This window comes from Loigolactobacillus binensis, assembly GCF_005405165.1.
GTDB lineage: Bacteria > Bacillota > Bacilli > Lactobacillales > Lactobacillaceae > Loigolactobacillus > Loigolactobacillus binensis.
Genome location: NZ_BJDN01000024.1, coordinates 16033 through 38694, shown reverse-complemented (window position 1 = coordinate 38694; position 22662 = coordinate 16033). Strand labels below are relative to the sequence as shown.

Below are 22662 nucleotides of genomic sequence, written 5' to 3'. Positions count from 1 at the left end.
ATCGTTGGCGGGTATCACTAATGGTAATTACCTAGTTGTGTGTTATTTGACATTGTTGCGGTCAGCAGTATTGGTCGTTAAGTTTGAATGCTTTAAAATGGAAACAGCTTGTTGTAGTGCGTGATTGAGTTCCTTATAATCCATAGTTGAAATGTGTGCTAAGCGCTGCTGCAACTTTAGTTGGACCGCCTGTTCATGTTGTGCAAATAGTGCGGCACCTTGGACGGTTAAAGTAACGTTGATCACGCGTCGATTTTTGGGGTTGATCCTTCGCTGCACTAATTTTTTATTTTCTAGGCTGGTCACAGAACGGGTAATTTGGGCAGGTGAAGTTCCAATGGCAGTTGCCAAAGCCGACATCATGATCTTGTCAGTGTTTCTGACTAAGGATAAAATTAAAAGCTCGTTTTTGGAAAGCTTAACATTTTGAATCATTTTTGGATCAAACATGATTTGATTCAACATAGTCATTAATTCAAATAACGCGGTTGCGTTCTCATTTTCCTGCATAGGTTGTGGCAGCTCCTTCTTAACATGATGGAAAAGTAGTATAAAAAAACTTAGCCGCGCTTTTACGCAATAGCGTAATCAGTGCCAACTTTATATCAACTATTAATGATAATGAATATTTGACGATTGTAAAGCCTTTTGATAGAATCGGAAGCAGTTTAGAAGAAAAGAGGGATAGTATGCTCGAGCTTCAGCACGTTAAAAAATATTACCAAGTTGGCGATACAGTGACTAAGGCGTTAGATGATGTATCGATTGCTTTTCGCCGCCAAGAATTTGTTGCTATTTTAGGTCCTAGTGGTTCTGGTAAGACGACAATGTTAAATGCGCTAGGCGGTCTTGATCGCTACGATTCTGGAGATATGATCGTCAATGGCACTTCGACTAAGGAATTTAAAGAAACGGATTGGGATGCTTACCGTAATAATACAGTTGGGTTTATTTTTCAAAGCTATAATTTGATCGGCCATTTAAGCCTTATCGATAATGTTGAGATGGGGATGACCTTAAGCGGAGTAGGTAAAGTTGAACGTAAAAAGAAAGCGGTTGCTGCTCTGGAGCGTGTTGGCTTAGGTGAACATATTAATAAGGCGATCAATCAATTATCTGGGGGCCAGATGCAACGTGTGGCGATTGCTCGAGCAATTGTCAATGATCCAGACATTCTCCTTTGTGACGAACCAACTGGTGCTTTAGATACAGTAACCAGTGTTCAGATCATGGAGCTGATCCGTGAACTAGCCCAGGAGCGCCTGGTCGTAATGGTCACACATAATCCTGATTTGGCCCACGAATACGCTGATCGGATCGTTGAATTTGCGGATGGCCAAGTCAAGGAAGATTCTAATCCATATCAAGAAAAAACGACTAACAGTGATTTTAAATTAAAGCGCACCAAAATGACCTTTGCGACAGCCATCAAATTATCCTTTAATAATATTCGAACAAAAAAAGGGCGCACGTTTCTTACTGCGTTTGCTTCCAGTATCGGAATCATTGGTGTTGCCATTGTTTTAAGTTTATCTAATGGGTTTCAGAAGCAGATCGACGCAACCCAAACCAAAACCTTGGCTAAATTTCCGATCACGATTTCTCAAGTGGCAACGGATCAATCTAAGGCCCAGACTGCTGCAGATAGTTCTGATAAGGTCGCCAAAAATAAAGGTTACTTAGTGGCCGCAAAAGATCAAAGTGAAAGTGCTCAACATACTAATAAATTTACGCCTAAGTTTCTCAAGTATATTAAAAATATTGATCCTAAATACAGCAATAATATTGGCTATACCCGCTTAACCGGTATGAATTTATTGCGGCAAATTAATGGTAAAGTTAGCACAGTTAAATTCTCCAATGCGGATGGTAGTGGTCAAAATCTTCAGCAAAGTCTTTCTTCCAGTTCCGGAGTTGGGGTCTCAGTCTTTCCGGAACCGCTAAAATCTGGTCAAAATAACTTTCTTAAAGCAAATTATAAGGTGTTGCAAGGAAGTTATCCGCAGAAGGCAACGGATATTGTTTTAGTAGTGGATAGTAAAAATCATACCAATATCAACGCATTAACTAATCTTGGTTTTACCGTTAAAAATGGTCAGAAAGTAAATTATAGCCAGATTATTGGCACAACTATCAAGGTGGCCAACAATAATGCTTATTATCAAAAATTACCAACAGGAAATTTTGTGCCGCAACAAAATTTAACTACTGCTTATAATAATAGTCAGCGCCAATTAAAAATCGTTGGGGTGATCCGGGCTAAAAAGAGTACCAATATGAGCTTGTTAGCGCCAGGTATCGCTTATTCCGATAAATTAGTTCGGCAAGTGATCCAAGATAATCGCGATTCTGCAATCGTCCAGGCTCAAAAACAAACCAATCAAAGTGTGTTGACTGGTGAAACGCTTACTGCAGAAACCAAACAACAACTAATAGCAACCCTTGGTGGTAGTAGCGTACCGGCCAGTATTTTAATTTATCCTAATAATTTCAAAGATAAAGATCATGTCTTACACTATTTAAATCAATACAATAAAGGCAAGTCTAAGGCCGATAAAATCGTTTATACTGATTTGGCCGGCACAATGACTGATTTAACTGGTGGCCTAATGGATGCGATCACTTATGTTTTGGTGGCTTTTGCTGGTATTTCATTGGTAACCAGTATGATCATGATCGGTATTTTAACTTATACCTCAGTTCTAGAACGAACCAAGGAAATTGGCGTATTGAAAGCATTAGGTGCGCGTAAAAAGGATATTACACGTGTTTTTGATGCCGAAACGGGAATCCTTGGTGTAGCCTCTGGAATTCTTGGCGTGGTGATTGCTTATCTAGCAACCTTCCCAATCAATAGTATTTTGTACCGCATGACGGATCTGGCCAATGTTGCGCAACTTAACCCAGTACATGCACTGATTTTAATTGCCTTAAGTACGGTGTTAACGATTATTGGTGGTCATTTACCAGCACGAATGGCTTCTAAAAAGGATGCAGCAATTGCTTTACGTTCAGAATAATTTTAAAAAAACAGGTGACCAATTGGATCACCTGTTTTTTGATTCTTTATAGAAAGAAAACACTGAGAAACTGCGTATATTAAAGTAAAGAATTTGTTTCTGGAAAGAACGATGTATACGGGCTTTAACGATATTTAAAGTCTTAAAAGATAATATTTTATAGTAAGCCTAATTATTTTTGTTAGAAAATGCTAATGCTTAACAATATGTAAAGGGTTTCATGGTATGCTAAATATGTTCCGTAGGGAGGGGCAATTAATATGAGGATAGGGAGTCCAGTATTACCGCTATGTACCGGGTATTGGCGACAAAAAATCTTTAATGGGTGCGCAGGTCAAATAGATAAGCTTGCCAAACAAAATTATAAAAAGGAGTATGGTTGTCAGTTCAAAATATAAAAAACACTACGACGAATAAGTCGTAGTGTTTTTTTAGGGAGTAGATCACGAAATATTTTCGTGGCGAATACCATAAGAAAAGTAAATTCCTAAACCAATAACAAACCAAATCAGAGAAGCAATCCAGGTTTCTAAGGATAGAGTCAACATTAAACCGATGCACGCAATTGCGGAAATAATCGGTAAAACTGGTGACCAAGGCACATGGAAACCATCATGCTGAATTTCGGTGTGTTTGCGTAAGGGAATAATACCGATTGAGACAAAGGTGAAAGCAACCAATGTACCAATATTAACTAAACTAGTCAACTGATCTAGGGGCACTAAACCACCTAAAAATGAAATGATCACGGTCACGACTAACAAGCTATGTTGAGGTAAGTGGTGTTTACCCTGCAATTGGCCTAAAAATTTTGGTAATAGGCCATCACGTCCAATAGAATAAATTAGACGTGAGCTACTGTAGATCATAGTGACCATCATCGTGAACATACCAGCCAAGGCACCTAATGAAATAATTCCGGCCGTCCAATTTTGGCCAACCTTTTGTAAAGCGAAGGCAACTGGATTAGCCACATCTAATTCACGGAAGGAAACCATTCCGGTTAAAACAACGGCAACTAAAATGTACAAGGCTGTGGCAACTAATAAAGTGCCAATGATCCCGATCGGCATGTTACGCTGCGGATTTTTAACTTCAGCTGCGGAAGAAGAAACCGCATCAAAACCTAAGTAGGCAAAGAAAACAGTAGAAGCTCCTTGCAGAATACCGATTTTACCAAAAGGTAAGAATGGATGCCAGTTAGCAGGCTTGACATAGAAAACCCCAACGACCAGAAAAATAATAATAATACTAATTTTAACGATGACCATTAAATTATTGACCCGCACTGATTGTTGCATCCCTTGACTTAACAACCAAGTGATCAACCAAACAATAATAATAGCGACAAGATTGATATAAGTGCCGTGAGCTGGATCAAATGGACCACTGAATATCTTAGGAATAGCCAAGCCGAAACCTTGAAGTAATGAACTGAAGTAAGCAGAAAAGCCAGTGGACACTGCGGCCACAGCCAACATGTATTCAAGGATCAAGGCCCAGCCAAGAATCCAGCCAATTAATTCACCGAAAATAACATTACCATAGGAATAGGCCGAGCCTGCGATCGGCATAGCCGACGAAAACTCGGCGTAACACATTGCTGCCAGTGAACAGACAATTGCGGCGACCACAAAGGATAACATGATCCCGGGACCCGCCTTTAACGCCGCTACGGTACCAGGCAAAATAAAGATCCCCGTTCCAATAACTGCCCCAATTCCCAGTGCCATCAAGTCAAATGCATTCATTGACTTGATAAACTGGTTGTCCTTAGCTAAGTACTTTTCCAAACTTTGTTTTTGCCAAATCTTATCTTTAATCGACAAATCATTTCCCCCTCCATAAAATGGTTGAATTCGGCGGTAAGTCACGGGTGACTACCTAGCAGAACTCGTGTCGTTGCTGCTTTTTATCATATCATAGCTAGGTAACAATGAAAAGAAAATGATAAATCACATTAGCATCTCATTTAAGCGTAAAATAAGCAGATAAAGAAGCGTAGCCAAAACAATGACTGCCACAGCAATCATTGTTTTGGCTACGCTTTATTTGTGTATACTAATTGTAGTAGGTGCTCCTATCTTTAGGTTGACCTGTTTTTTCTGATTTACTTTAAATGTGGGTCATAAAATTTTTATACGTCAAGTGGCCTTCAAGCCAATTAACGGCGCTTAGCAATTTTGTGTTACCACTTTTCCCAACACTTAATACTATAACAGCTAGGTATGAATTTTGTGTGAATAAAGCCTAACAGAATCCTAAAGAAAACGATTACTGAAGTTACTGATTTTTAAGTTTATTCAGTTTCCAGTATATTATTTGTTTATTTAAATTAAAGTTAGATTAGCAATTTAGCCGTAAAGATGGTTAAATATTTAATAATTAGTCAGCACACGTTTTAAACAATGTTAGGCTTTTATTTGCTAAGCCAGTAATTAAAAACGTGTCTAGTCAGGATCTAGGTCGTATTCTTATTCCCTAAATTAGGCGCATTTTTTAGGATGAGTGGGGGTACACTTTACGGGCCTATTCCGTTAAAATTGTTGGCAAATTAAAATAATTATTGGCTACACTTTGTGTATGGGGGCATCTGAATGCAAGTAGAATTTCGGCGGGCAGTTCATACTGACCTTCCCTTTATCGTACAGGTCTATAATCAAACAATAGCCGGGCGAATGGTGACGGCAGATTTAGTTCCGGTTACTGTAGCTCAGCGTGAGCCGTGGTTTACGGAACACCAGCAACGGCGTCGACCTTTATGGCTGATCACAGTTGCTGGCCAACCGGCAGGCTGGTTAAGCCTATCGGATTTTTATGGTCGGGCCGCATATCAAGCGACTGTGGAAATTAGTTTATATTTAGATGAGAAATTTCGCGGTCAGCATGTTGGACAACAAAGCTTGGCTTTTGTTGAGCGGCAAGCACCGGCCCTAGGCATTCATAATATTTTAGGTTTTATTTTCGGTCAGAATCTACCCAGTTTAAATTTGTTTAGTAAAAATGGTTACCAGCAGTGGGGAAAGCTACCCCAAGTTGCACAATTAGATGATCAATTACGTGATTTAATTATTTTAGGTAAACATATCGCTTAAAAAGAAATGAGGAGTTAGTATGCGCTATACAACAGCAGGAGAATCACACGGTCCTAAATTAACTGCAGTGATTGAAGGAATTCCGGCGGGGGTGACTTTATCCGCGGATGTGATCAATGCTGCGCTATCTCGCCGCCAACAAGGTTACGGTCGTGGGAACCGGATGAAGATTGAACACGATCAGGTTGAAATCGTGTCAGGTGTGCGTCATCAAAAAACGTTAGGGTCACCGATCACTTTACAGGTCACTAACCGGGACTACGCGCACTGGGACGACATTATGAGTCCTACTGCAGTAGCAACAGCAGAAAATACAGTTCGCCAAGTGACCAAACCGCGGCCAGGGCACGCAGATTTAGTTGGTGGTCAAAAATATCAGCAACATGATCTGCGCAATGTGTTGGAACGTTCTAGTGCACGTGAAACAACAATGCGCGTGGCAGTAGGTAGCGTTTGCCAACAGTTGCTGGCGGCAATTGACGTGGAAGTGTTAGGGTTTGTCCAACAATTAGGCGGCATTCAGGCTGATCCGGCTAAGTTACCAGAATTAGGTGATCTGACGACTTTACGGACCGTCACGGAAGCTAGTGATGTGCGAACTTACGATGAGGTTGCGGCGACAAAAATTCGTGCTTTGATCGACGCGACTAAAAAAGCCGGGGATACCTTAGGTGGTGTAGTTGAAGTGGTTGCCACTAATTTGCCCGCGGGATTAGGCAGTTTTGTTAGTGCTGATACCAAGTTAGATGCACAACTGGCCCAAGCAATCATCAGCATTAATGCTTTTAAAGGCGTTGAATTCGGTGATGGTTTTGGCTTAGCAGAGCATCCAGGTAGTGAGGATATGGATGAAATTTTATATACGCCGGCACAAGGCTTTTATCGTGGTAGCAACCATTTAGGTGGTTTTGAAGGTGGAATGACCAATGGTGAGCCGGTGATTGTTAAGGGGGTAATGAAGCCGATCCCAACGTTATATAAACCGTTAAATAGTGTTGATATCGCCACTAAACAAGCTTATAAAGCTAATGTGGAACGCTCAGACACCACGGCAGTGCCGGCAGCGGCAGCGGTTGCCGAAGCTATGGTAGCGATCACTTTGGCTAAAGCAGTTTTAGCTAAATTTGATGCAGATGCTTTACCGCGGCTACAAGCACAAGTGACGGCGTATCGTAAAGAATTAGCGGCGTATTAGGGGGCCTATTAGTATGGATAAAGCACTAGTTGGGAGCGCTCAAGGTCTACATGGTACCTTGATCGTACCAGGCGATAAAAGTATTTCTCACCGTAGTATTATGTTTGGCGCTTTAGCTGAAGGAACGACGGTGATCGATCATTTTCTCTTCTCTGCTGATTGTCGACGAACTTTAGCGGCTTTTCAAGCTTTAGGAGTACCAATCACCAGCGAAGGTGATCAGGTGATGATCACGGGTGTTGGGTTTAAGGGCTTAAAAGCGCCGGCAGCACCGCTTGATCTTGGTAATTCCGGAACCTCAACGCGTTTACTAATGGGGTTGTTCAGTAAACAGCCGTTTCCCATCGAATTTTTTGGGGATGCTTCCTTAAGTAAGCGACCAATGCAGCGGGTGATCGGTCCTTTAAGCAAAATGGGTGCGCAGATCACCGCAACTGATAATGATTTTTTACCCTTGACTATTGCGGCCAATCAAAACTTAAATGCGGTTGAAATGACGATCTCGGTAGCCAGTGCTCAAGTCAAAAGCGCGTTGATTTTCGCGGCTTTACAGGCAGATGGTCCTTCTAAGTTAACTGAAAGCGCACAGACCCGCGATCATACGGAGCGTATGCTACAACAATTTGGTGGAAAAATTCAAAAAACAGGGTTGACCTTAACGATCAATCCGCAGGATCACTTCGTTGCGCAACATTTTCGGGTTCCAGGTGATATGTCATCAGCAGCATTTTTCGCTTTAGCGGCGACACTGGTCCCGAACAGCGAACTGCGGTTGGCCCAAGTTGGTTTGAACAAAACGCGGACTGGTTTTTTAGATGTTTTAAGCCGAATGGGTGCAGATCTGCGGGTGGAAAATGTGGTGTCGCAAACTGATGAAGCTAGCGGTGATCTGATCATTACATCAAGCCACTTACATGCAACCACAGTAAATGGTGCGGAAATTGCCAATGTGATCGACGAAATTCCGTTGATCGCATTAGCGGCAACCCAAGCTACGGGCATCACTGAGATTAGTGATGCTGCGGAGTTACGGGTCAAAGAGACTGATCGGATCGAGACCGTTGCTACTGAATTGCGCAAGTTAGGTGCTAAGATCGAAACCAAAGCGGACGGAATGATTGTTCATGGACCAACACCGTTACACGCAGTCACTAATGCTTATGTTGATTCTCACGGCGACCATCGAATCGGTTTGATGTTAGCTGTTGCTGCCTTATTAAGTGACAGTCAGTTAACGTTGACTGATGCCGCAGCGATCGACGTTTCCTACCCGAATTTTTTTGCCGATTTAAAAACCGTTTTAGATTAAGCTCATGTTGTTGCCGTTATTCAGGTGATTTGAAATAAATACCGTAAAGTAAACGTTTTCTTCACTCTATTTTCAAAAAAACTGATTATATTTTGTTGTTATTTGAAATATAAGATGATATCATTTTAGATGAATTATGGGCACCGGTGTCGCCCAATTAATCACACCGATAATCACTAAGGAGGGACATATTTAATGTCTAAATCAGTAGTAATTGAAAGTGTTAAAGCACGCGAAGTCTTTGATTCCCGCGGTAATCCAACCGTTGAAGCTGACGTTGTTTTAACTGACGGTACTTTGGGCCGTGCATCCGTTCCATCAGGCGCTTCTACAGGTGAATTAGAAGCTACTGAATTGCGCGATGGTGGCAAACGTCTTTTAGGTAAAGGCGTTAGCAAAGCCGTTAACAACGTTAACACAGAAATCAATGATGCGTTGAAGGGTGTTTCACCATACAACCAAGCTGCAATTGATCAAATTATGATCGACTTGGATGGCACACCTAACAAAGCACGTTTAGGTGCCAACGCTATTTTAGGCGTTTCAATGGCTACTGCACGCGCTGCTGCACTTTCTTTAGATACACCACTTTATCGTTACTTAGGTGGGGTCAACATTGAATTACCACAAACATTCCATAATGTTATCAATGGTGGTGCTCATGCTGACAACGGTATCGACTTCCAAGAATTCATGATCACACCGATCAAGAAGACTAGCTTCCGTGATGGTATTGAAAAAATTGCTGACACTTACCATACTTTGAAAAAAGTCTTGGAAGAAGCTGGCTTCCAAACTGGCTTAGGTGACGAAGGTGGCTTTGCTCCTGATTTGAAGTCTACTGACGAAGCAGTTACAATGCTTTACAAAGCGATTGAACAAGCTGGTTATGTACCTGGTGAAGATATCGGTATCGCACTTGATGCTGCTTCATCAGAATTTTATGATCAAGATTCCGGCATTTATACATTTGAAGGCCATAAATTCAATGCTGATCAATTACGCGATTACTACGTCAATGATTTATTGAAGAAATTCCCAGCAATCATTTCGATTGAAGATCCTTTCTCTGAAAATGACTGGGATAACTTTGCTAAATTCACTGAAGAAGTTGGCGACCATGTCCAATTAGTTGGTGATGATATTTTTGTTACTAACCCATCAATCTTCCGTAAGGGGATCAAGGCTGGTGTTGCTAACTCGATCTTGATCAAATTGAACCAGATTGGAACTGTTTCTGAAACTGTTGAAGCAATTCGCTTAGCTAAGAAGAACGGTTATACAACAATGATCTCACATCGTTCAGGTGAAACAGAAGATACATTTGTTGCTGACTTTGCCGTTGCCGTTTCTGGTGGTGAATTGAAGACTGGTGCCATGGCTCGTTCAGAACGTGTTGCGAAATATAACCAATTATTACGCATTGAAGAAGAACTTGGTGGCCAAGCTCACGTTGCACATTTCCCACACAACGTTGATTTTGACTAAACTATTTGAAAAAGCAGATTATTTTAATAATCTGTTTTTTTTTTACGTTTTTATTTTTTAGTTGTGTTATTCTGAAATCTAATTCTGAGCAAGACTGGCTAACTGGTCTTGTTTTTTTGTGAATCCAAAATTATAATTCAATGAGTGTTTTAACTGTGCTATAATGTTAGCATGAATTTATTACAGTACTGATAAATTCAACGCTACCCTGTCGGTTAGTCAAAATTAGGAGGCAAAATATGTCACAAGCAACTGAATATATCAAAGAAGTCCGTGCGGCCCTTGCACAGCGTGATGGCAACCAAACCGAATTTCTTGAAGCAGTAGATAATTTCCTGGCCACCATTACGCCAGTTTTTGAAGCACATCCTGAATATATTAAAGCCAATATATTAGGGCGACTTACTGAACCAGAACGAGCAATTCAATTCCGGGTACCGTGGGTTGATGATGCCGGTAAAGTACAAGTTAATCGTGGGTTTAGAGTTCAATTTAACTCGGCGATTGGCCCGTACAAAGGTGGTTTGCGCTTCCATCCTAGTGTTAATCTTTCCGTAATTAAGTTTTTAGGTTTTGAACAAATTCTTAAAAACAGTCTAACTGGCTTACCGATCGGCGGGGGTAAAGGTGGTAGTGACTTTGATCCTAAAGGTAAAACTGATGGTGAAGTGATGCGCTTTGCCCAAAGCTTTATGACTGAATTACAACGGCATATTGGGCCTGACATTGATGTGCCAGCCGGTGATATTGGTGTTGGTGGTCGCGAGATTGGCTATCTATTTGGTCAATATAAACGTTTAAACGGCTTTAGCGGTGGTATTTTAACCGGTAAAGGTCTCAGTTATGGCGGTAGCTTAGCCCGGACCGAAGCAACTGGTTTTGGCTTACTTTATTATGTTGATGCCATGTTAAAAGCGCACCGTGATGATTTAAGTGGTAAAAAAGTCAAACTTTCTGGTGCCGGCAATGTTGCTATTTATGCGATTCAAAAGGCGACTGAACTAGGTGCCAAAGTTGTGACGGTTTCTGATTCTGACGGCTATATTTATGATGAGCAAGGGATCGACTACAAGATCGTCCAACAGATCAAGGAAGTTGAGCGTGGTCGGATCAGTGAATACGCTAAACGGGTATCAACAGCCGAATATTCAACTGGCTCTGTTTGGGAAGCACCGATTGATTGTGAAATTGCCTTACCATGTGCAACACAAAATGAAATTGACGCCAGTGGGGCTAAGTTATTGATCGCCGGTGGGGCACAATTAGTGGCCGAAGGTGCAAATATGCCAAGCACGCCAGAAGCAATCAAGGTTTACCGGCAGGCTGGACTACTTTATGGACCAGCTAAAGCAGCTAATGCTGGCGGAGTTGCGGTTTCTGCTTTGGAAATGAGCCAAAACAGTCAACGACTTGCTTGGTCATTTGCCGATGTCGATCAACGTTTGCAAAAGATCATGCAGGATATCTTCCAAGAATCAGCCGCCGCCGCTAAACAATATAACTTAGGTGATGATTATGTTGCTGGGGCTAACATTGCTGGCTTCCTAAAGGTTGCTGACGCAATGTACGCCCAAGGTATCGTCTAACATGACTCTGCCTAATCAGGTCTTGATCAGTCAGGATCTATCCTGTGTTGGTCAAGTGTCTTTAGGAGTGGCCTTGCCGATCGTCGCTGCGTTGGGCTTACAGCCGGCAATATTGCCAACAGCGTTATTGTCGACTCATACAGGTGGTTTCGGGGCGAATACTTACCTTGATCTAAGTCAGGAAATGCAGGCGATCATTGCTCATTGGCGGACACTTAAGTTGAAGTTTACTGCCTTATATTTTGGTTATTTGGGTACAGCGGCGTTACCAGTTGTGACCCAGAATTTAGCTCATTTGGCAACCAAGGATGCTAAGATTCTGATTGATCCTGTAATGGGGGATAACGGTCAGCTTTATCACGGTTTTGACCACACTTATGTTGAAGCAATGCGGCAATTAGTGCCCCATGCCACTGTGATCACACCTAACGTCACTGAGGCCCGATTATTATTAGCACAACCACAAGATTCACGGCCACTGACTTTGGCTACAGCGCTTGAATTGGCCACTGCTGTTAGCGTTAAATTCGGGGTAGCCAACGTTATTTTAACTGGCATCCCTTTAGTAGATGGTCAAAACGGGGTGGTGGGTGTCACTGTTGGTCAGACCTGGAATTGGCAAACACCACAATTACCGGGTCATTATTTTGGGACTGGCGATATTTTTGCTAGTGTTTGTTTTGGCTTGTGGTTGCGTGGCTTGAGTTTAGCTACTGCCAGCCAGCAAGCGATCCGTTTTGTTCAGCAAGCGATCAAACGAACGGCAACTGCAGCGACGGATATCCGCTTTGGTGTGGATTATGCGGCTGGTTTTAACCAATTGCTGGCTAGTTTGTAGGTCAGTTTAATTATGATGAAAAGGGGCTGTGGTAAAATAATGCTACAGCCCCTTATTTTGGGGAGAGATTGATATGCGTCAAGAAAAGAACACCTTACAAGCAGTTATTTTCACTGGTTTATTTGCAGCAATTATTTTTATTGGAATTTCAATTCTGCGGATTCCGATCCCAGCGTTAGTTGGGCGGCCCTTTATTCATTTTGGCAATGCGCTAACTGTATTAGCAATTTTATTTTTAGGTGGCCGGAATGGGGCATTAGCTGGTATTATTGGATTAGGTGGATTTGATCTGTTGAATGGTTATGCTGCAACATCATGGTTGACCATGCTGGAAGTTATCGTGGTGGCTTTGGTGGTCAACACTGGATTTAAGCTTTTTAACTATAACGATCGGGCTAGCCATATTATCAGCTTGGGCATTATTGCTGGATTGACCAAGATTGTCACGACTTATTTTGTTTCCATTGTGGAGGCGTTAATGGTAGGGACTTCCTTTAAGGTAGCCTTGATCAATTCCTTTTTAAGCTTGCCGGCCACTGTGATCAATTCGATTTCCACAGCAATTATCGTACCAATTCTATACTTTGCCTTACGAGGTAGTTTAAAGGCGGTGCGCCGCGCTTAATATTTTTTGAAGGAGGTGGCGTTGTTGCCGCAGCGTTTATTTGTGATCACAGGAGCGACTGGAACCGGGAAAACAACTGTTAGCCATTATTTAACCAAGTATTATCAGATTCCCCGGGTGATCACCCACACGACAAGGCCACCACGACCGAATGAAAAGAATGGCCGCGCGTATTATTTTGAAACACCAACTAGTTTTTTTACTAAACATTATATTGAATACGTTAAATATGCGGATTATTATTACGGTTCTTCCCGTGAGGCGCTAGCTGCCGCATGGCACAAGTGTGAATATGCCAGTATTGTACTGGATACCAAAGGTGCGATCACGTATGTTGAAGCGTTAGGTGATCAGGTGATCCCCCTTTTCTTGACGGTTAAACACACCACAGCATTAGTGACACGCTTAGCTAAACGCGGTGATCAACAGGAAATGATCAGACGGCGGCTAGCTAGTGCTGAGTATAAACGTGATCTACAGTTACCTGTGCAATTGGCCAGACAGGCTGAAGTGATCGTCAATGATGAATGGGCCACGGCAAGAGCCCAAATTGATGCGATCATGGGAAATTACGGTATAAAAAAAGCGTTGTGTTAAAGTGAATTTCACTTCAAACACAACGCTTTTTCTATATTATTTGGGTTAGGCCGTTTGATCGGCATGATTAAGGGTCACAGGTTGATGTGCTTGTAACGCTAATTTACGTACTGCCTCATCAATGGTGACACCGCTCGCAACTTGCTCTGGATGTTGTTTTGAAGTTGCATAAAAAATTTGTTTGTCGGTGTCTAACGAGATTCGATACCAACTATTACTAAAATTACCAAATTTCATGGTGTATACCTCCTTGTATCAAGGAAAATGTCCTTGTGAGTTAGTCCCAACGGCTAATTCAAAAAAGCCGCCGGTGACTGCATTGTTACGTTAACTTTTTTGTAACGCCCAGCACGTTTGCCTAGTCTACAACCAAAATTAATTTAACGCAAGCATCTGGCTCAAATTATTTTTTGAAGCGGCTTAACGCAATCAATCAATGTAAACGGTTAACGAAACAGCTTACATTATAGTTTACAGTATCTTTTTTAGATTATCAAGTGAAATGCAACACAAATTTAAATAATCATATTAGGCAAACCCTAAGTTTATCCTAAAGTGCTAGTCCTTAATGTTTTCACTAAGTTTTTATTCATGAAAACGTTTGAAAAAGAAACGATATTCAGCCCTTATTTTCAATTGAAACTTTCAATTCGCTAACTTGCAACTTAAGCTAGGTATGCTAGAATGAATTTGAGAACAAACGTTCCAGATCCACGCAGGAAAAGTAGTGGCAAACTAATTTTCCCGCGCGTTTTAGTCTGAAAATTGGACAGAGTGTTTGATCGTTCTACTGTGATCGGGATGGCACTATTAAATTGGTTTCAGGATCTGGTTTAATTTAAGTTAACGTTAAGTTGGGTTTGTTAGGATAAAAAGTATTGGGGCGTTGATTGGATGGGTACGGCAAAAGAAATTTTAATAATTCTTTACTAATATTCAGCGCAAAATTTAGTTAAATATGGTTTAATATGGATTTAGACAGATAGTATTTTCAAGGAAAGAGGAGGCTTTTGAATGGCTTATCGGACACCGCCATTTATCACCCCATTTGCGATTGTTTCAATCGTACTAGGCTTGGCTGCAACTAATGTGGTGGCGGATAAAGTTGCCCCAGTCAAGAGTAAAACTGAACAGACAAGTTCAGTTAGCAGTTCCGCAGTAACCATTAGTTCTAGCAGTGCACGACAAAGTAGTTCATCGCGCCCAGAAAGTAGTAGTTCGGTGCGTGAAAGTGATAATAGCACTGATTCGGCTGCAGCTGAAAGCTCCCAAACAGCAGGATCAAGTTCAACGGCAGCATCTACAACCACCCCAACACAAAACAGTCAAAGTGCTGCGGCAGATTCGTCTAGTGCGGCAACGGCTAATTCCAGTTCAGCAGCTGATTCTTCATCAGCTGCCAGTGCTTCCGACAACACAACTACCGGCAGCACAACAACTGGTACGACCACTGGAAACACAACCACGACGGATAACACCACTACGGCTGAATAAATGGAGGTGATTGTGTGTTATCATTGCTAGATATGTTGAATCACTATTTAGGTTATTTCAACATGAACGTTAAATTAAAAAATCGTGTCTATACAGCGATTGGAATTGCTGGAGTTCTTTATCTTGGGTACTTGGCAATCAACTTTATTCGCTTAGGTGCGTGGACGCGCGGTATTTTATTTTTATTGATCTTTTTAGTTTTGGTTTATTTTGTTAGTCTGAATGTGATCTATTATTTTACAACTAAAACGGCCAAATTTGATATTTCGCCTAAAATTGAAAAATTATTAGGTGGTCGCCCGGCTGGTGCCGCGGATGATCCAATGATGGGTGGCAAGCATGCGGCACAAACGACTAAAGTGATTCCTGCCGCTGGCCTATTCCATGAGCAGAGTTTATTACCGGCTAAAATGCTGGTTGATACTACACAACAGGCTAATCTTGATCAATTAGTGGATCAATTAGTGGCTAATAATTATTTGCAATTAAATTATGCGGATCGTTCTGATGAACAGATCTATGAACATGCGCAAAAATCAGGTCAGCCCGTTTACGCCTTGGGCGATACGGTCCAGTTGCCATTTTATGAACTGCGGGAACAAAATGGTCGTTATTTTGTTTATGCTGGCCGCAATGCTATTGACAGTTTACCAGTAGGGGAAGTGACTGAAGTTGGTTTAATGCCAACTCAGGATGCTGCAGCTAAATACCGGATTGTTTTAGCTAGCGCTCAATTAACTGGAGGTCCGTATAAAATGGCGGGACGTTCTGGGGTTGTTGCTGGTAATGATCCGTTTAAGTTAGTTATTCAAGCGGCATATAAGGATCCTAATGCAGCAGTCACACCAACGTCTACCGCAACCTTAAATACGCGGCAAGCAGAGCCGGCACCGGAGCCAACCCGGATGTCGCGCCGTAATCGGTAGTTAGATCAAAGACCGATTTCTCCCAGCTACTTACATTAATATTTTCTAGCAGAGTTAACGGCCTATACCGCAAAAGATTTTTGATTTAGGCTTTAGTCTTCCCTGATTTCCGGGGAGACTTTTTTTATGGTCAAAAAGGTGATTTGTTAAGTTTAGGTCCTCCCAAAAAAGATTGACGATTTCTAACAACAAGGTTAAACTTAAATTAAAATAAGCTAATAAACAATTGTATTTAACTGCCTGAAAGGCTAATAAGCGGCAAAACATTCTGCAATTAAATGTTATTTTTATGGTCATTAAAGAATGTGGGACTGTTTTTAGAGGGTTAAATGTAATCAAAAGTGTGATCGGATTTTAAACTCACGGCGCTTATGCTGTGAGTTTTTATGTTGGCGCCGCACCAAACGGCTTATCGGAATAATTATTTGAGTGGAGGAAATTAAAAATGAAAATTCTAATGTACAGCGTACGTGATGATGAACAACCAGCCATTAAGGCTTGGGCACAACGAAATCAGGCAACCGTAGATACCTTTGATCAGGATCTTAGTTTAGCAACCGTCGAGCGGGCCCGTGGTTATGATGGTGTGGTCATTGTTCAACACGCAAAGATCGATAGTGATCAGGTTTATGTGAAGTTACATGAATATGGTATTAAACAAATTAGTTTGCGCAGCGCAGGTTATGATGTTGTCGATCTGGCAGCAGCTAAGGCCAATGATTTATTGATTACGAATGTACCAGCATATTCACCGCGTTCGGTGGCCGAATACGCTTTGAGCCAGACGATGCGTCTGATCCGCAACTTGGAATTATTTGATCAACGAACTGCCCAACATGATTTTCGCTGGGGTGGTTTAATGGCCCATGAAATACATACCTTAACTATTGGTATTATTGGTGCTGGCCGTATTGGCGGAACTGCGGCTCGTTTATTCCATGCCTTAGGTGCCAAGGTGATCGCCAGTGATCCTGTTCAGAATCCTGAATTGGCTGAGTTTGTGACCTACATGGATCAAGCAAGTGTGTTAAAGGCCGCGGATGTTGTGACTTTGCACACGCAATTATTACCAACGACCACTCATTTAATGGGTGCCGCGCAATTTAAACAAATGAAACCTACTGCCTTTTTGATCAACGCTTCGCGCGGCCCAGTGGTGGATACACCGGCGTTAGTAGCTGCGTTAAAGGCCAAAGAAATTGCTGGTGCTGCGATCGATGTCATTGAAGATGAACAAGAATTTAATAACCGGGATCTGACCAAGGCTAAAATCACTAACCCAAATGTGTTGGCTTTACAAGCAATGCCTAATGTTATTTTTACCCCCCATATTGCGTTTTATACCAATATGTCTGTTCAGAATATGGTAGATATTAGTTTAGACGACACAAAAGGCATTATTGAAACCGGTAATGCCCAACATCCCGTTACAGAATGACAATCTGTCATTTCAAAACTAAGATTTTTCTCATAAAAATAGTCTAAATGAAAATAATATCCAGAAATCAACGACATTTATTTGCGTAGAGATTAAAAATACATTAAAATTAAAAAGGTGGCTTTTGCCCACACGAATTATTTACGGATCAAGTTGGTGATTGGAAATCAGCTGATCATCATTGTGGTGTACCTAAGTTTGGAGGGAAAGTTATGTCAATGATCGAGTTTCACGATGTTGAAAAATATTACGGCGATTTTCATGCCTTAAAGAAAATCAACTTAACGATCGATAAAGGTGAAGTCGTTGTTATTATCGGACCATCTGGTTCTGGTAAAAGTACCTTACTACGAACGATGAATGGCTTAAACACAGTTTCAGCAGGTAAATTAATTGTTAATAATTTTGATTTAGCGGATAAAAAAACGGATATTAACAAAATTCGACGCGATGTTGGCATGGTTTTTCAACATTTCAATTTATATGCGAATAAAACGGTATTACAAAACGTCACGCTAGCGCCACAATTAGTTTTAAAGGAAGATAAAGCACAAAGCGAGAAGGAAGCAATGGCACTGCTGGACTTAGTGGGTTTGGCGGACAAGGCGCATTCTTATCCTAGTATGCTGTCTGGTGGCCAAGAACAACGAGTGGCCATTGCCCGTAGTTTAGCGATGAAACCTAAGGCATTACTTTTTGATGAACCGACCAGTGCATTAGATCCGGAAATGATCGGCGATGTTTTGGATGTTATGAAAAAGGTTGCTGCTGATGGAATGACAATGATCGTAGTAACGCATGAAATGGGCTTTGCCCAAGAAGTTGCTAACCGGCTGATCTTCATGGCGGATGGTGAAGTTTTGGAAGATGATGACACAAAATCATTTTTCGCTCATCCAAAGGAAGAACGGGCGCGGCAATTCTTAAGTAAAATCATTAATCATTAATAAAGGGAGGCCTGGACGATGAAAAAATTTGTCCAACGCGTGCTACCGCTTGCCTTCTTATTGAGTTTGGTTTTATTGATGAGTGGCTGCGGTAAACAAAGTTTATCAAAACAAGATGTGTTACAGACGGATCGCGCTAGTAATACGATTACTTGGGGCGTAAAGGCTGATACTCGTTTGTTCGGGTTGATGAATATTAAAACTAGTCAGATTCAGGGCTTTGATATTGACATGGCTAAGGCAATTACTAAGCAAATTTTAGGTAAAGATGGTAAGGCAAAGTTTATTCAGGTTACCAGCAATACCCGGATCCCGATGTTAAAAAATGGCAATATTGATGCGATCATTGCTACGATGACAATTTCACCAGAACGGGCTAAACAAGTTGATTTTTCTAAACCGTACTTCAACGCAGGCCAGGCGATTTTGGTTAAAAAGGGCAGCAAGATCACTAATATTCGTGATTTAAATTATAAAGGGGCCAAAGTTTTGGCTGTCCAAGGTTCAACTTCAGCAATCAATGTTAAAAAGTTTGCGCCTAAAGCCAGTGTTTTAGAACTATCTGATTACGCGCAGGCTTTTACCGCCCTGCAGTCTGGTCAAGGTGATGCACTGACAACGGACAATGGGATTCTCTACGGGATGTCGTTGGAAAATCCAGGCTATGTCGTTGTCGGGGGGACTTTCACCAAGGAACCTTATGGGATCGCCGTTAATAAAGGCCAAAAACCGATGACCAACGCCATTGATAAAGCGGTCAGCGCGATGAAAAAATCAGGTGAATACCAACGGCTGTTGAACAAATGGTTTGGTAAAGTGCCTGGGTTTAATGAAGGGGGGAACTAAGCATGATTTCGATTTTAGTCAATCATTGGCCAGAATTTTGGTCAGGTTTCTTATTCACCCTTGGTTCCAGTATTTTGGCGTTAATTGGTAGTTTAATTGTTGGTACAATTTTTGCATTATTAGAAATTAGCGAACACAAGTGGGAGCGTATTGTTGGCCGGGTTTATGTGGAAATTTTCCGGAATATTCCGTTGCTGGTTATTACGATGTTTTTCTACGTGGTGATCCCCATGTTTATCACCAATGTTAATGGTTTTACTGCCGGTACGATCGGTTTGACGATCTATACGTCAGCTTTTATTGCTGAAACCGTTCGTGCTGGGATTGAAGCAGTTGATCCTGGTCAAATGGAAGCTGCTCGTTCCAACGGCTTGACCTATCTACAGGCGATGACCCATATTGTCTTTCCGCAAGCCATTAAAATTACGATTCCACCACTGGGGAATCAATTTATTAACTTAGTGAAGAATTCTTCAGTTTTAGCCTTTGTGGCGGGGTTTGATTTGATGTATCAAGGTAATTTGATTGCTTCAACGACTTTCGACACATCTAATACTTATTTAGCGGTTGGGCTGTTGTATTTGATTTTGACGTTACCACTAAGTTACTTTATGCGCTATCTGGAAAAGAAATGGGCTTAGAAGGGGGAATAACTAATGGCTAATTTTATTCAAGCATATTCATGGCTCAACATTCGTTATCTCCTGGAAGGGCTATGGATCACCGTAGAAATTTCTGCGGTTTCGATCGTATTTAGTTTTATTATTGGCGGTTTGTTAGGCTTGTTGCGTTACGTTAAAATCAAATATTTATCGGCATTGGTTGGCTTCGTAATTGATATTATCCGTAACCTACCGTTATTGTTGATTTTATTCTTTACGTTTTTCGGATTGCCGAATATCGGCATCAAACCAGATGCAATCATGGCCGCTATTCTAGCGATGACCGTTTTTGAATCGGCCATGGTGGCAGAGATTATTCGTAGTGGGATCCAGGCGGTCGATCCTGGTCAAATGGAAGCGGCGCGCAGTAACGGCATGACCTATCGGCAAGCCATGCAACACATTATTTTACCGCAAGCGATCAAGAAAATGATTCCACCGCTGGTCAGTCAGTTTGTTTCGCTGATCAAGGATACTTCGTTGGCGACGATCATTATGTTGCCAGAATTAATGTATCACGCCCAGATCATTTATGGGCAAAATACGAATTTTGTTTTGCCGATGTTCCTAGCGTTAGCGGTCTTGTACTTTATTGTTTGTTACGCTTTATCGTGGCTTTCCCGTATTCTCGATCGCCGGATGGGCGCATGATCTTGCAGCGTGCTGACTGAGTTGATTCAGTTGGCACGCTTTTTTGATTGTTGTTAAGTGATTTCTGTGCTAAAGTGAGTATTTATTATGAATAAGTGAGGCTATTAAATGATAACTGTAAGTGATGTTAGTTTGCGTTTCCCCGATCGGCAATTGTATTCTGACGTTAATTTGAAATTTACCCCCGGCAACTGTTACGGTATTATTGGCGCAAATGGTGCCGGCAAATCGACTTTTTTAAAGATCCTTTCTGGTCAGTTACCGCCAACGACTGGGCAAGTGACTATTTCACCAAATGAGCGGATGACGAGTTTAAAGCAGGATCACTATGCGTTTGAAGAGTGTAAGGTATTAGACACCGTGATCCAAGGTCACGAAAAACTTTATCAGGTGATGCAGGCCAAAGACGCACTGTACGCTAAACCGGATTTTAACGATGAGGACGGTATTAAGGTCGCGGAGCTTGAAGGCGAGTTTGCGGAGATGGACGGGTGGAACGCTGAAGCAGAAGCGGCTCAATTGTTGCAAGAATTAGGTATTGATGAAACCATGCAACAACAGAAAATGAGTGAATTGACGGAAAATCAAAAGGTAAAGGTTCTATTAGGCCAGGCCTTATTTGGTAAGCCAGATATTTTACTATTGGACGAACCTACTAACGGGCTTGATGCACCAACGATTCAATGGCTGGAAAACTTCCTGCTAAATTTTCCGAATACCGTTATTGTTGTTTCCCATGATCGGCATTTTTTGAATACCGTTTGCACCCACATGTGCGATGTTGATTTTGGTAAGATCCAGCTTTTTGTCGGCAACTATGATTTCTGGCTACAATCTAGCCAGTTGGCAGCACAGTTAAAAAGTCAGGCCAACGCTAAAAAGGAAGATCAGATCAAGGAGTTGCAGGAGTTTATTGCGCGTTTCAGTGCTAACGCTTCAAAGTCCAAGCAGGCGACTTCACGAAAGAAGCAATTGGATAAAATCACCTTAGAGGACATTAAGCCTTCCAGTCGGCAATATCCGTTTATTAAATTTGTTGCTGCACGAGAAATCGGCAGTGATTTATTGCGGGTGGATAATATTAGTAAAACAATCGCTGGGGTTAAGATCCTTGATAAAATCACGTTTACTTTGAAGCCAGGTGAAAAAACGGCGTTGATCAGTCGCAGCGATGTGGCGACCACCACGTTGATGCAGATTCTGGCTGGTGAACTGACGCCAGATACGGGTAGTGTTACTTGGGGTGTCACTACGACGCGCGCTTATTTACCGCGGGATAGTTCGACTGAATTTGCTGCTGATTTGACGATTCTTGATTGGTTGCGCCAATTCGCTGCTAAAGAAGAAAGTGATAACACCTTCTTACGTGGCTTCTTAGGCCGAATGCTTTTCTCCGGCGATGAAGTATTGAAAAAGTTGGCCATGTTATCGGGTGGCGAGAAGGTGCGTTGTTTATTGGCTAAGATCATGTTGAGCCAAGCTAACGTACTTTTATTGGATGATCCAACCAATCATTTAGATTTGGAATCGATCACTGCTTTAAATGACGCTTTAGTTGATTTTAACGGAGCATTGATCTTTACTTCACATGATTATGAATTTATTCAGACGATCGCTGACCATATCGTTGAGGTCAGTGCTAAGGGTGTGGTTGAACGTTTTGCCACCCATTACGATGAATTTTTGGCCCATGAAGACATTCAAAAACAGGTTGCGGCGCTGTATTAGGCCGCATAAAAGGTTTAAGGGCTGGCGCATTTAAACATAATAGTTAAAATAAGAAGCTGCGGCGTATATAAGATATGGCGCGGTTTTTGTGTGTTCTGATGATTAACAATCGGCATAGCAAAAATTGAAGTGCTAGTGTAATTATGATGTTATATACTTCGTTTATGATCAAATTCATACTGTTAATTCAATTCATCAGCGATACTTGTGGTGCGGC

20 protein-coding genes are annotated in these 22662 nt (G+C 41.6%); 17 read left to right on the top strand and 3 right to left on the bottom strand.

Annotated features, from left to right (window positions below; all coding sequences use genetic code 11):
* Window positions 1-42: 42 nt before the first annotated feature.
* Entirely contained in the window at window positions 43-510 is a 468-nt protein-coding gene (locus FFM78_RS10725) for a MarR family winged helix-turn-helix transcriptional regulator (protein WP_137638417.1), read from the bottom strand.
* 179 nt (window positions 511-689) lie between these two features.
* Between FFM78_RS10725 and FFM78_RS10720 the strand changes: the two genes are divergently transcribed.
* Window positions 690-3020 carry an ABC transporter ATP-binding protein/permease gene (locus FFM78_RS10720; RefSeq protein WP_137638416.1) on the top strand — a complete coding sequence of 777 codons (2331 nt, stop codon included), beginning with the start codon at window positions 690-692 and terminating at the stop codon, window positions 3018-3020.
* 443 nt (window positions 3021-3463) lie between these two features.
* Here FFM78_RS10720 and FFM78_RS10715 read toward each other — a convergent pair whose 3' ends face one another.
* Entirely contained in the window at window positions 3464-4849 is a 1386-nt protein-coding gene (locus FFM78_RS10715; protein ID WP_137638415.1) for an APC family permease, read from the bottom strand.
* 768 nt (window positions 4850-5617) lie between these two features.
* On the opposite strand from FFM78_RS10715, the gene FFM78_RS10710 reads away from it, so the two are divergent.
* From FFM78_RS10710 to FFM78_RS10675, 8 genes are all read left to right on the top strand, one after another.
* Window positions 5618-6115 (top strand): GNAT family N-acetyltransferase, encoded by a 498-nt coding sequence (locus FFM78_RS10710; protein ID WP_137638414.1) that lies wholly within the window; start codon window positions 5618-5620, stop codon window positions 6113-6115.
* 19 nt (window positions 6116-6134) lie between these two features.
* Window positions 6135-7310: a chorismate synthase gene (aroC, locus tag FFM78_RS10705; RefSeq protein ID WP_137638413.1), complete on the top strand. Its 1176-nt coding sequence runs from the start codon at window positions 6135-6137 to the stop codon at window positions 7308-7310.
* A gap of 13 nt (window positions 7311-7323) precedes the next feature.
* Window positions 7324-8619 (top strand): 3-phosphoshikimate 1-carboxyvinyltransferase, encoded by a 1296-nt coding sequence (gene aroA, locus FFM78_RS10700; RefSeq protein WP_137638412.1) that lies wholly within the window; start codon window positions 7324-7326, stop codon window positions 8617-8619.
* A 195-nt stretch (window positions 8620-8814) separates the two neighbouring features.
* Entirely contained in the window at window positions 8815-10107 is a 1293-nt protein-coding gene (gene eno / locus FFM78_RS10695) for a phosphopyruvate hydratase (protein ID WP_137638411.1), read from the top strand.
* A 239-nt stretch (window positions 10108-10346) separates the two neighbouring features.
* Window positions 10347-11693, top strand: coding sequence for an NADP-specific glutamate dehydrogenase (gene gdhA, locus FFM78_RS10690; protein WP_137638410.1), 1347 nt, complete (start codon window positions 10347-10349; stop codon window positions 11691-11693).
* Between the two features lies 1 nt (window position 11694).
* Window positions 11695-12531 (top strand): pyridoxamine kinase, encoded by an 837-nt coding sequence (locus tag FFM78_RS10685; RefSeq protein ID WP_137638409.1) that lies wholly within the window; start codon window positions 11695-11697, stop codon window positions 12529-12531.
* Between the two features lie 73 nt (window positions 12532-12604).
* Window positions 12605-13156: an ECF transporter S component gene (locus FFM78_RS10680; protein ID WP_137638408.1), complete on the top strand. Its 552-nt coding sequence runs from the start codon at window positions 12605-12607 to the stop codon at window positions 13154-13156.
* 21 nt (window positions 13157-13177) lie between these two features.
* Window positions 13178-13753, top strand: coding sequence for a nucleoside/nucleotide kinase family protein (locus tag FFM78_RS10675; RefSeq protein WP_171001882.1), 576 nt, complete (start codon window positions 13178-13180; stop codon window positions 13751-13753).
* A gap of 45 nt (window positions 13754-13798) precedes the next feature.
* Here FFM78_RS10675 and FFM78_RS10670 read toward each other — a convergent pair whose 3' ends face one another.
* Window positions 13799-13990 (bottom strand): hypothetical protein, encoded by a 192-nt coding sequence (locus FFM78_RS10670; RefSeq protein WP_137638406.1) that lies wholly within the window; start codon window positions 13988-13990, stop codon window positions 13799-13801.
* Window positions 13991-14767: 777 nt separating this feature from the next.
* Here FFM78_RS10670 and FFM78_RS13890 point away from each other — a divergent pair.
* The 8 genes from FFM78_RS13890 to FFM78_RS10635 all read left to right on the top strand — a co-directional run bounded on the left by FFM78_RS13890 (window position 14768) and on the right by FFM78_RS10635 (window position 22445).
* Window positions 14768-15247: a hypothetical protein gene (locus FFM78_RS13890; RefSeq protein ID WP_171001881.1), complete on the top strand. Its 480-nt coding sequence runs from the start codon at window positions 14768-14770 to the stop codon at window positions 15245-15247.
* A gap of 14 nt (window positions 15248-15261) precedes the next feature.
* Window positions 15262-16173 carry a DUF6681 family protein gene (locus FFM78_RS10665; protein WP_223877058.1) on the top strand — a complete coding sequence of 304 codons (912 nt, stop codon included), beginning with the start codon at window positions 15262-15264 and terminating at the stop codon, window positions 16171-16173.
* Window positions 16174-16618: 445 nt separating this feature from the next.
* Window positions 16619-17611 carry a D-2-hydroxyacid dehydrogenase gene (locus FFM78_RS10660; protein WP_137638405.1) on the top strand — a complete coding sequence of 331 codons (993 nt, stop codon included), beginning with the start codon at window positions 16619-16621 and terminating at the stop codon, window positions 17609-17611.
* Window positions 17612-17823: 212 nt separating this feature from the next.
* Complete coding sequence (locus FFM78_RS10655) at window positions 17824-18558, top strand: amino acid ABC transporter ATP-binding protein (protein WP_137638404.1); 735 nt, start codon at window positions 17824-17826, stop codon at window positions 18556-18558.
* Window positions 18559-18576: 18 nt separating this feature from the next.
* Window positions 18577-19404: a transporter substrate-binding domain-containing protein gene (locus tag FFM78_RS10650; protein ID WP_137638403.1), complete on the top strand. Its 828-nt coding sequence runs from the start codon at window positions 18577-18579 to the stop codon at window positions 19402-19404.
* 2 nt (window positions 19405-19406) lie between these two features.
* Window positions 19407-20045 (top strand): amino acid ABC transporter permease, encoded by a 639-nt coding sequence (locus FFM78_RS10645; RefSeq protein WP_137638402.1) that lies wholly within the window; start codon window positions 19407-19409, stop codon window positions 20043-20045.
* A gap of 15 nt (window positions 20046-20060) precedes the next feature.
* Window positions 20061-20717 (top strand): amino acid ABC transporter permease, encoded by a 657-nt coding sequence (locus FFM78_RS10640; protein ID WP_137638401.1) that lies wholly within the window; start codon window positions 20061-20063, stop codon window positions 20715-20717.
* A 108-nt stretch (window positions 20718-20825) separates the two neighbouring features.
* A complete protein-coding gene (locus FFM78_RS10635) occupies window positions 20826-22445 on the top strand; it encodes an ABC-F family ATP-binding cassette domain-containing protein (protein WP_137638400.1) in 1620 nt (539 codons plus the stop codon).
* The last annotated feature ends 217 nt before the right edge of the window (window positions 22446-22662 follow it).

Excerpts from the sequence above, each read along its gene's own strand:
- FFM78_RS10725 (WP_137638417.1), bottom strand. The coding sequence starts at position 510 with ATGCAGGAAAATGAGAACGCAACCGCGTTATTTGAATTAATGACTATG.
- FFM78_RS10720 (WP_137638416.1), top strand. The coding sequence starts at position 690 with ATGCTCGAGCTTCAGCACGTTAAAAAATATTACCAAGTTGGCGATACA.
- FFM78_RS10710 (WP_137638414.1), top strand. The coding sequence starts at position 5,618 with ATGCAAGTAGAATTTCGGCGGGCAGTTCATACTGACCTTCCCTTTATC.
- aroC (WP_137638413.1), top strand. The coding sequence starts at position 6,135 with ATGCGCTATACAACAGCAGGAGAATCACACGGTCCTAAATTAACTGCA.
- aroA (WP_137638412.1), top strand. The coding sequence starts at position 7,324 with ATGGATAAAGCACTAGTTGGGAGCGCTCAAGGTCTACATGGTACCTTG.
- eno (WP_137638411.1), top strand. The coding sequence starts at position 8,815 with ATGTCTAAATCAGTAGTAATTGAAAGTGTTAAAGCACGCGAAGTCTTT.
- gdhA (WP_137638410.1), top strand. The coding sequence starts at position 10,347 with ATGTCACAAGCAACTGAATATATCAAAGAAGTCCGTGCGGCCCTTGCA.
- FFM78_RS10685 (WP_137638409.1), top strand. The coding sequence starts at position 11,695 with ATGACTCTGCCTAATCAGGTCTTGATCAGTCAGGATCTATCCTGTGTT.
- FFM78_RS10680 (WP_137638408.1), top strand. The coding sequence starts at position 12,605 with ATGCGTCAAGAAAAGAACACCTTACAAGCAGTTATTTTCACTGGTTTA.
- FFM78_RS10670 (WP_137638406.1), bottom strand. The coding sequence starts at position 13,990 with ATGAAATTTGGTAATTTTAGTAATAGTTGGTATCGAATCTCGTTAGAC.
- FFM78_RS13890 (WP_171001881.1), top strand. The coding sequence starts at position 14,768 with ATGGCTTATCGGACACCGCCATTTATCACCCCATTTGCGATTGTTTCA.
- FFM78_RS10660 (WP_137638405.1), top strand. The coding sequence starts at position 16,619 with ATGAAAATTCTAATGTACAGCGTACGTGATGATGAACAACCAGCCATT.
- FFM78_RS10655 (WP_137638404.1), top strand. The coding sequence starts at position 17,824 with ATGTCAATGATCGAGTTTCACGATGTTGAAAAATATTACGGCGATTTT.
- FFM78_RS10650 (WP_137638403.1), top strand. The coding sequence starts at position 18,577 with ATGAAAAAATTTGTCCAACGCGTGCTACCGCTTGCCTTCTTATTGAGT.
- FFM78_RS10645 (WP_137638402.1), top strand. The coding sequence starts at position 19,407 with ATGATTTCGATTTTAGTCAATCATTGGCCAGAATTTTGGTCAGGTTTC.
- FFM78_RS10640 (WP_137638401.1), top strand. The coding sequence starts at position 20,061 with ATGGCTAATTTTATTCAAGCATATTCATGGCTCAACATTCGTTATCTC.
- FFM78_RS10635 (WP_137638400.1), top strand. The coding sequence starts at position 20,826 with ATGATAACTGTAAGTGATGTTAGTTTGCGTTTCCCCGATCGGCAATTG.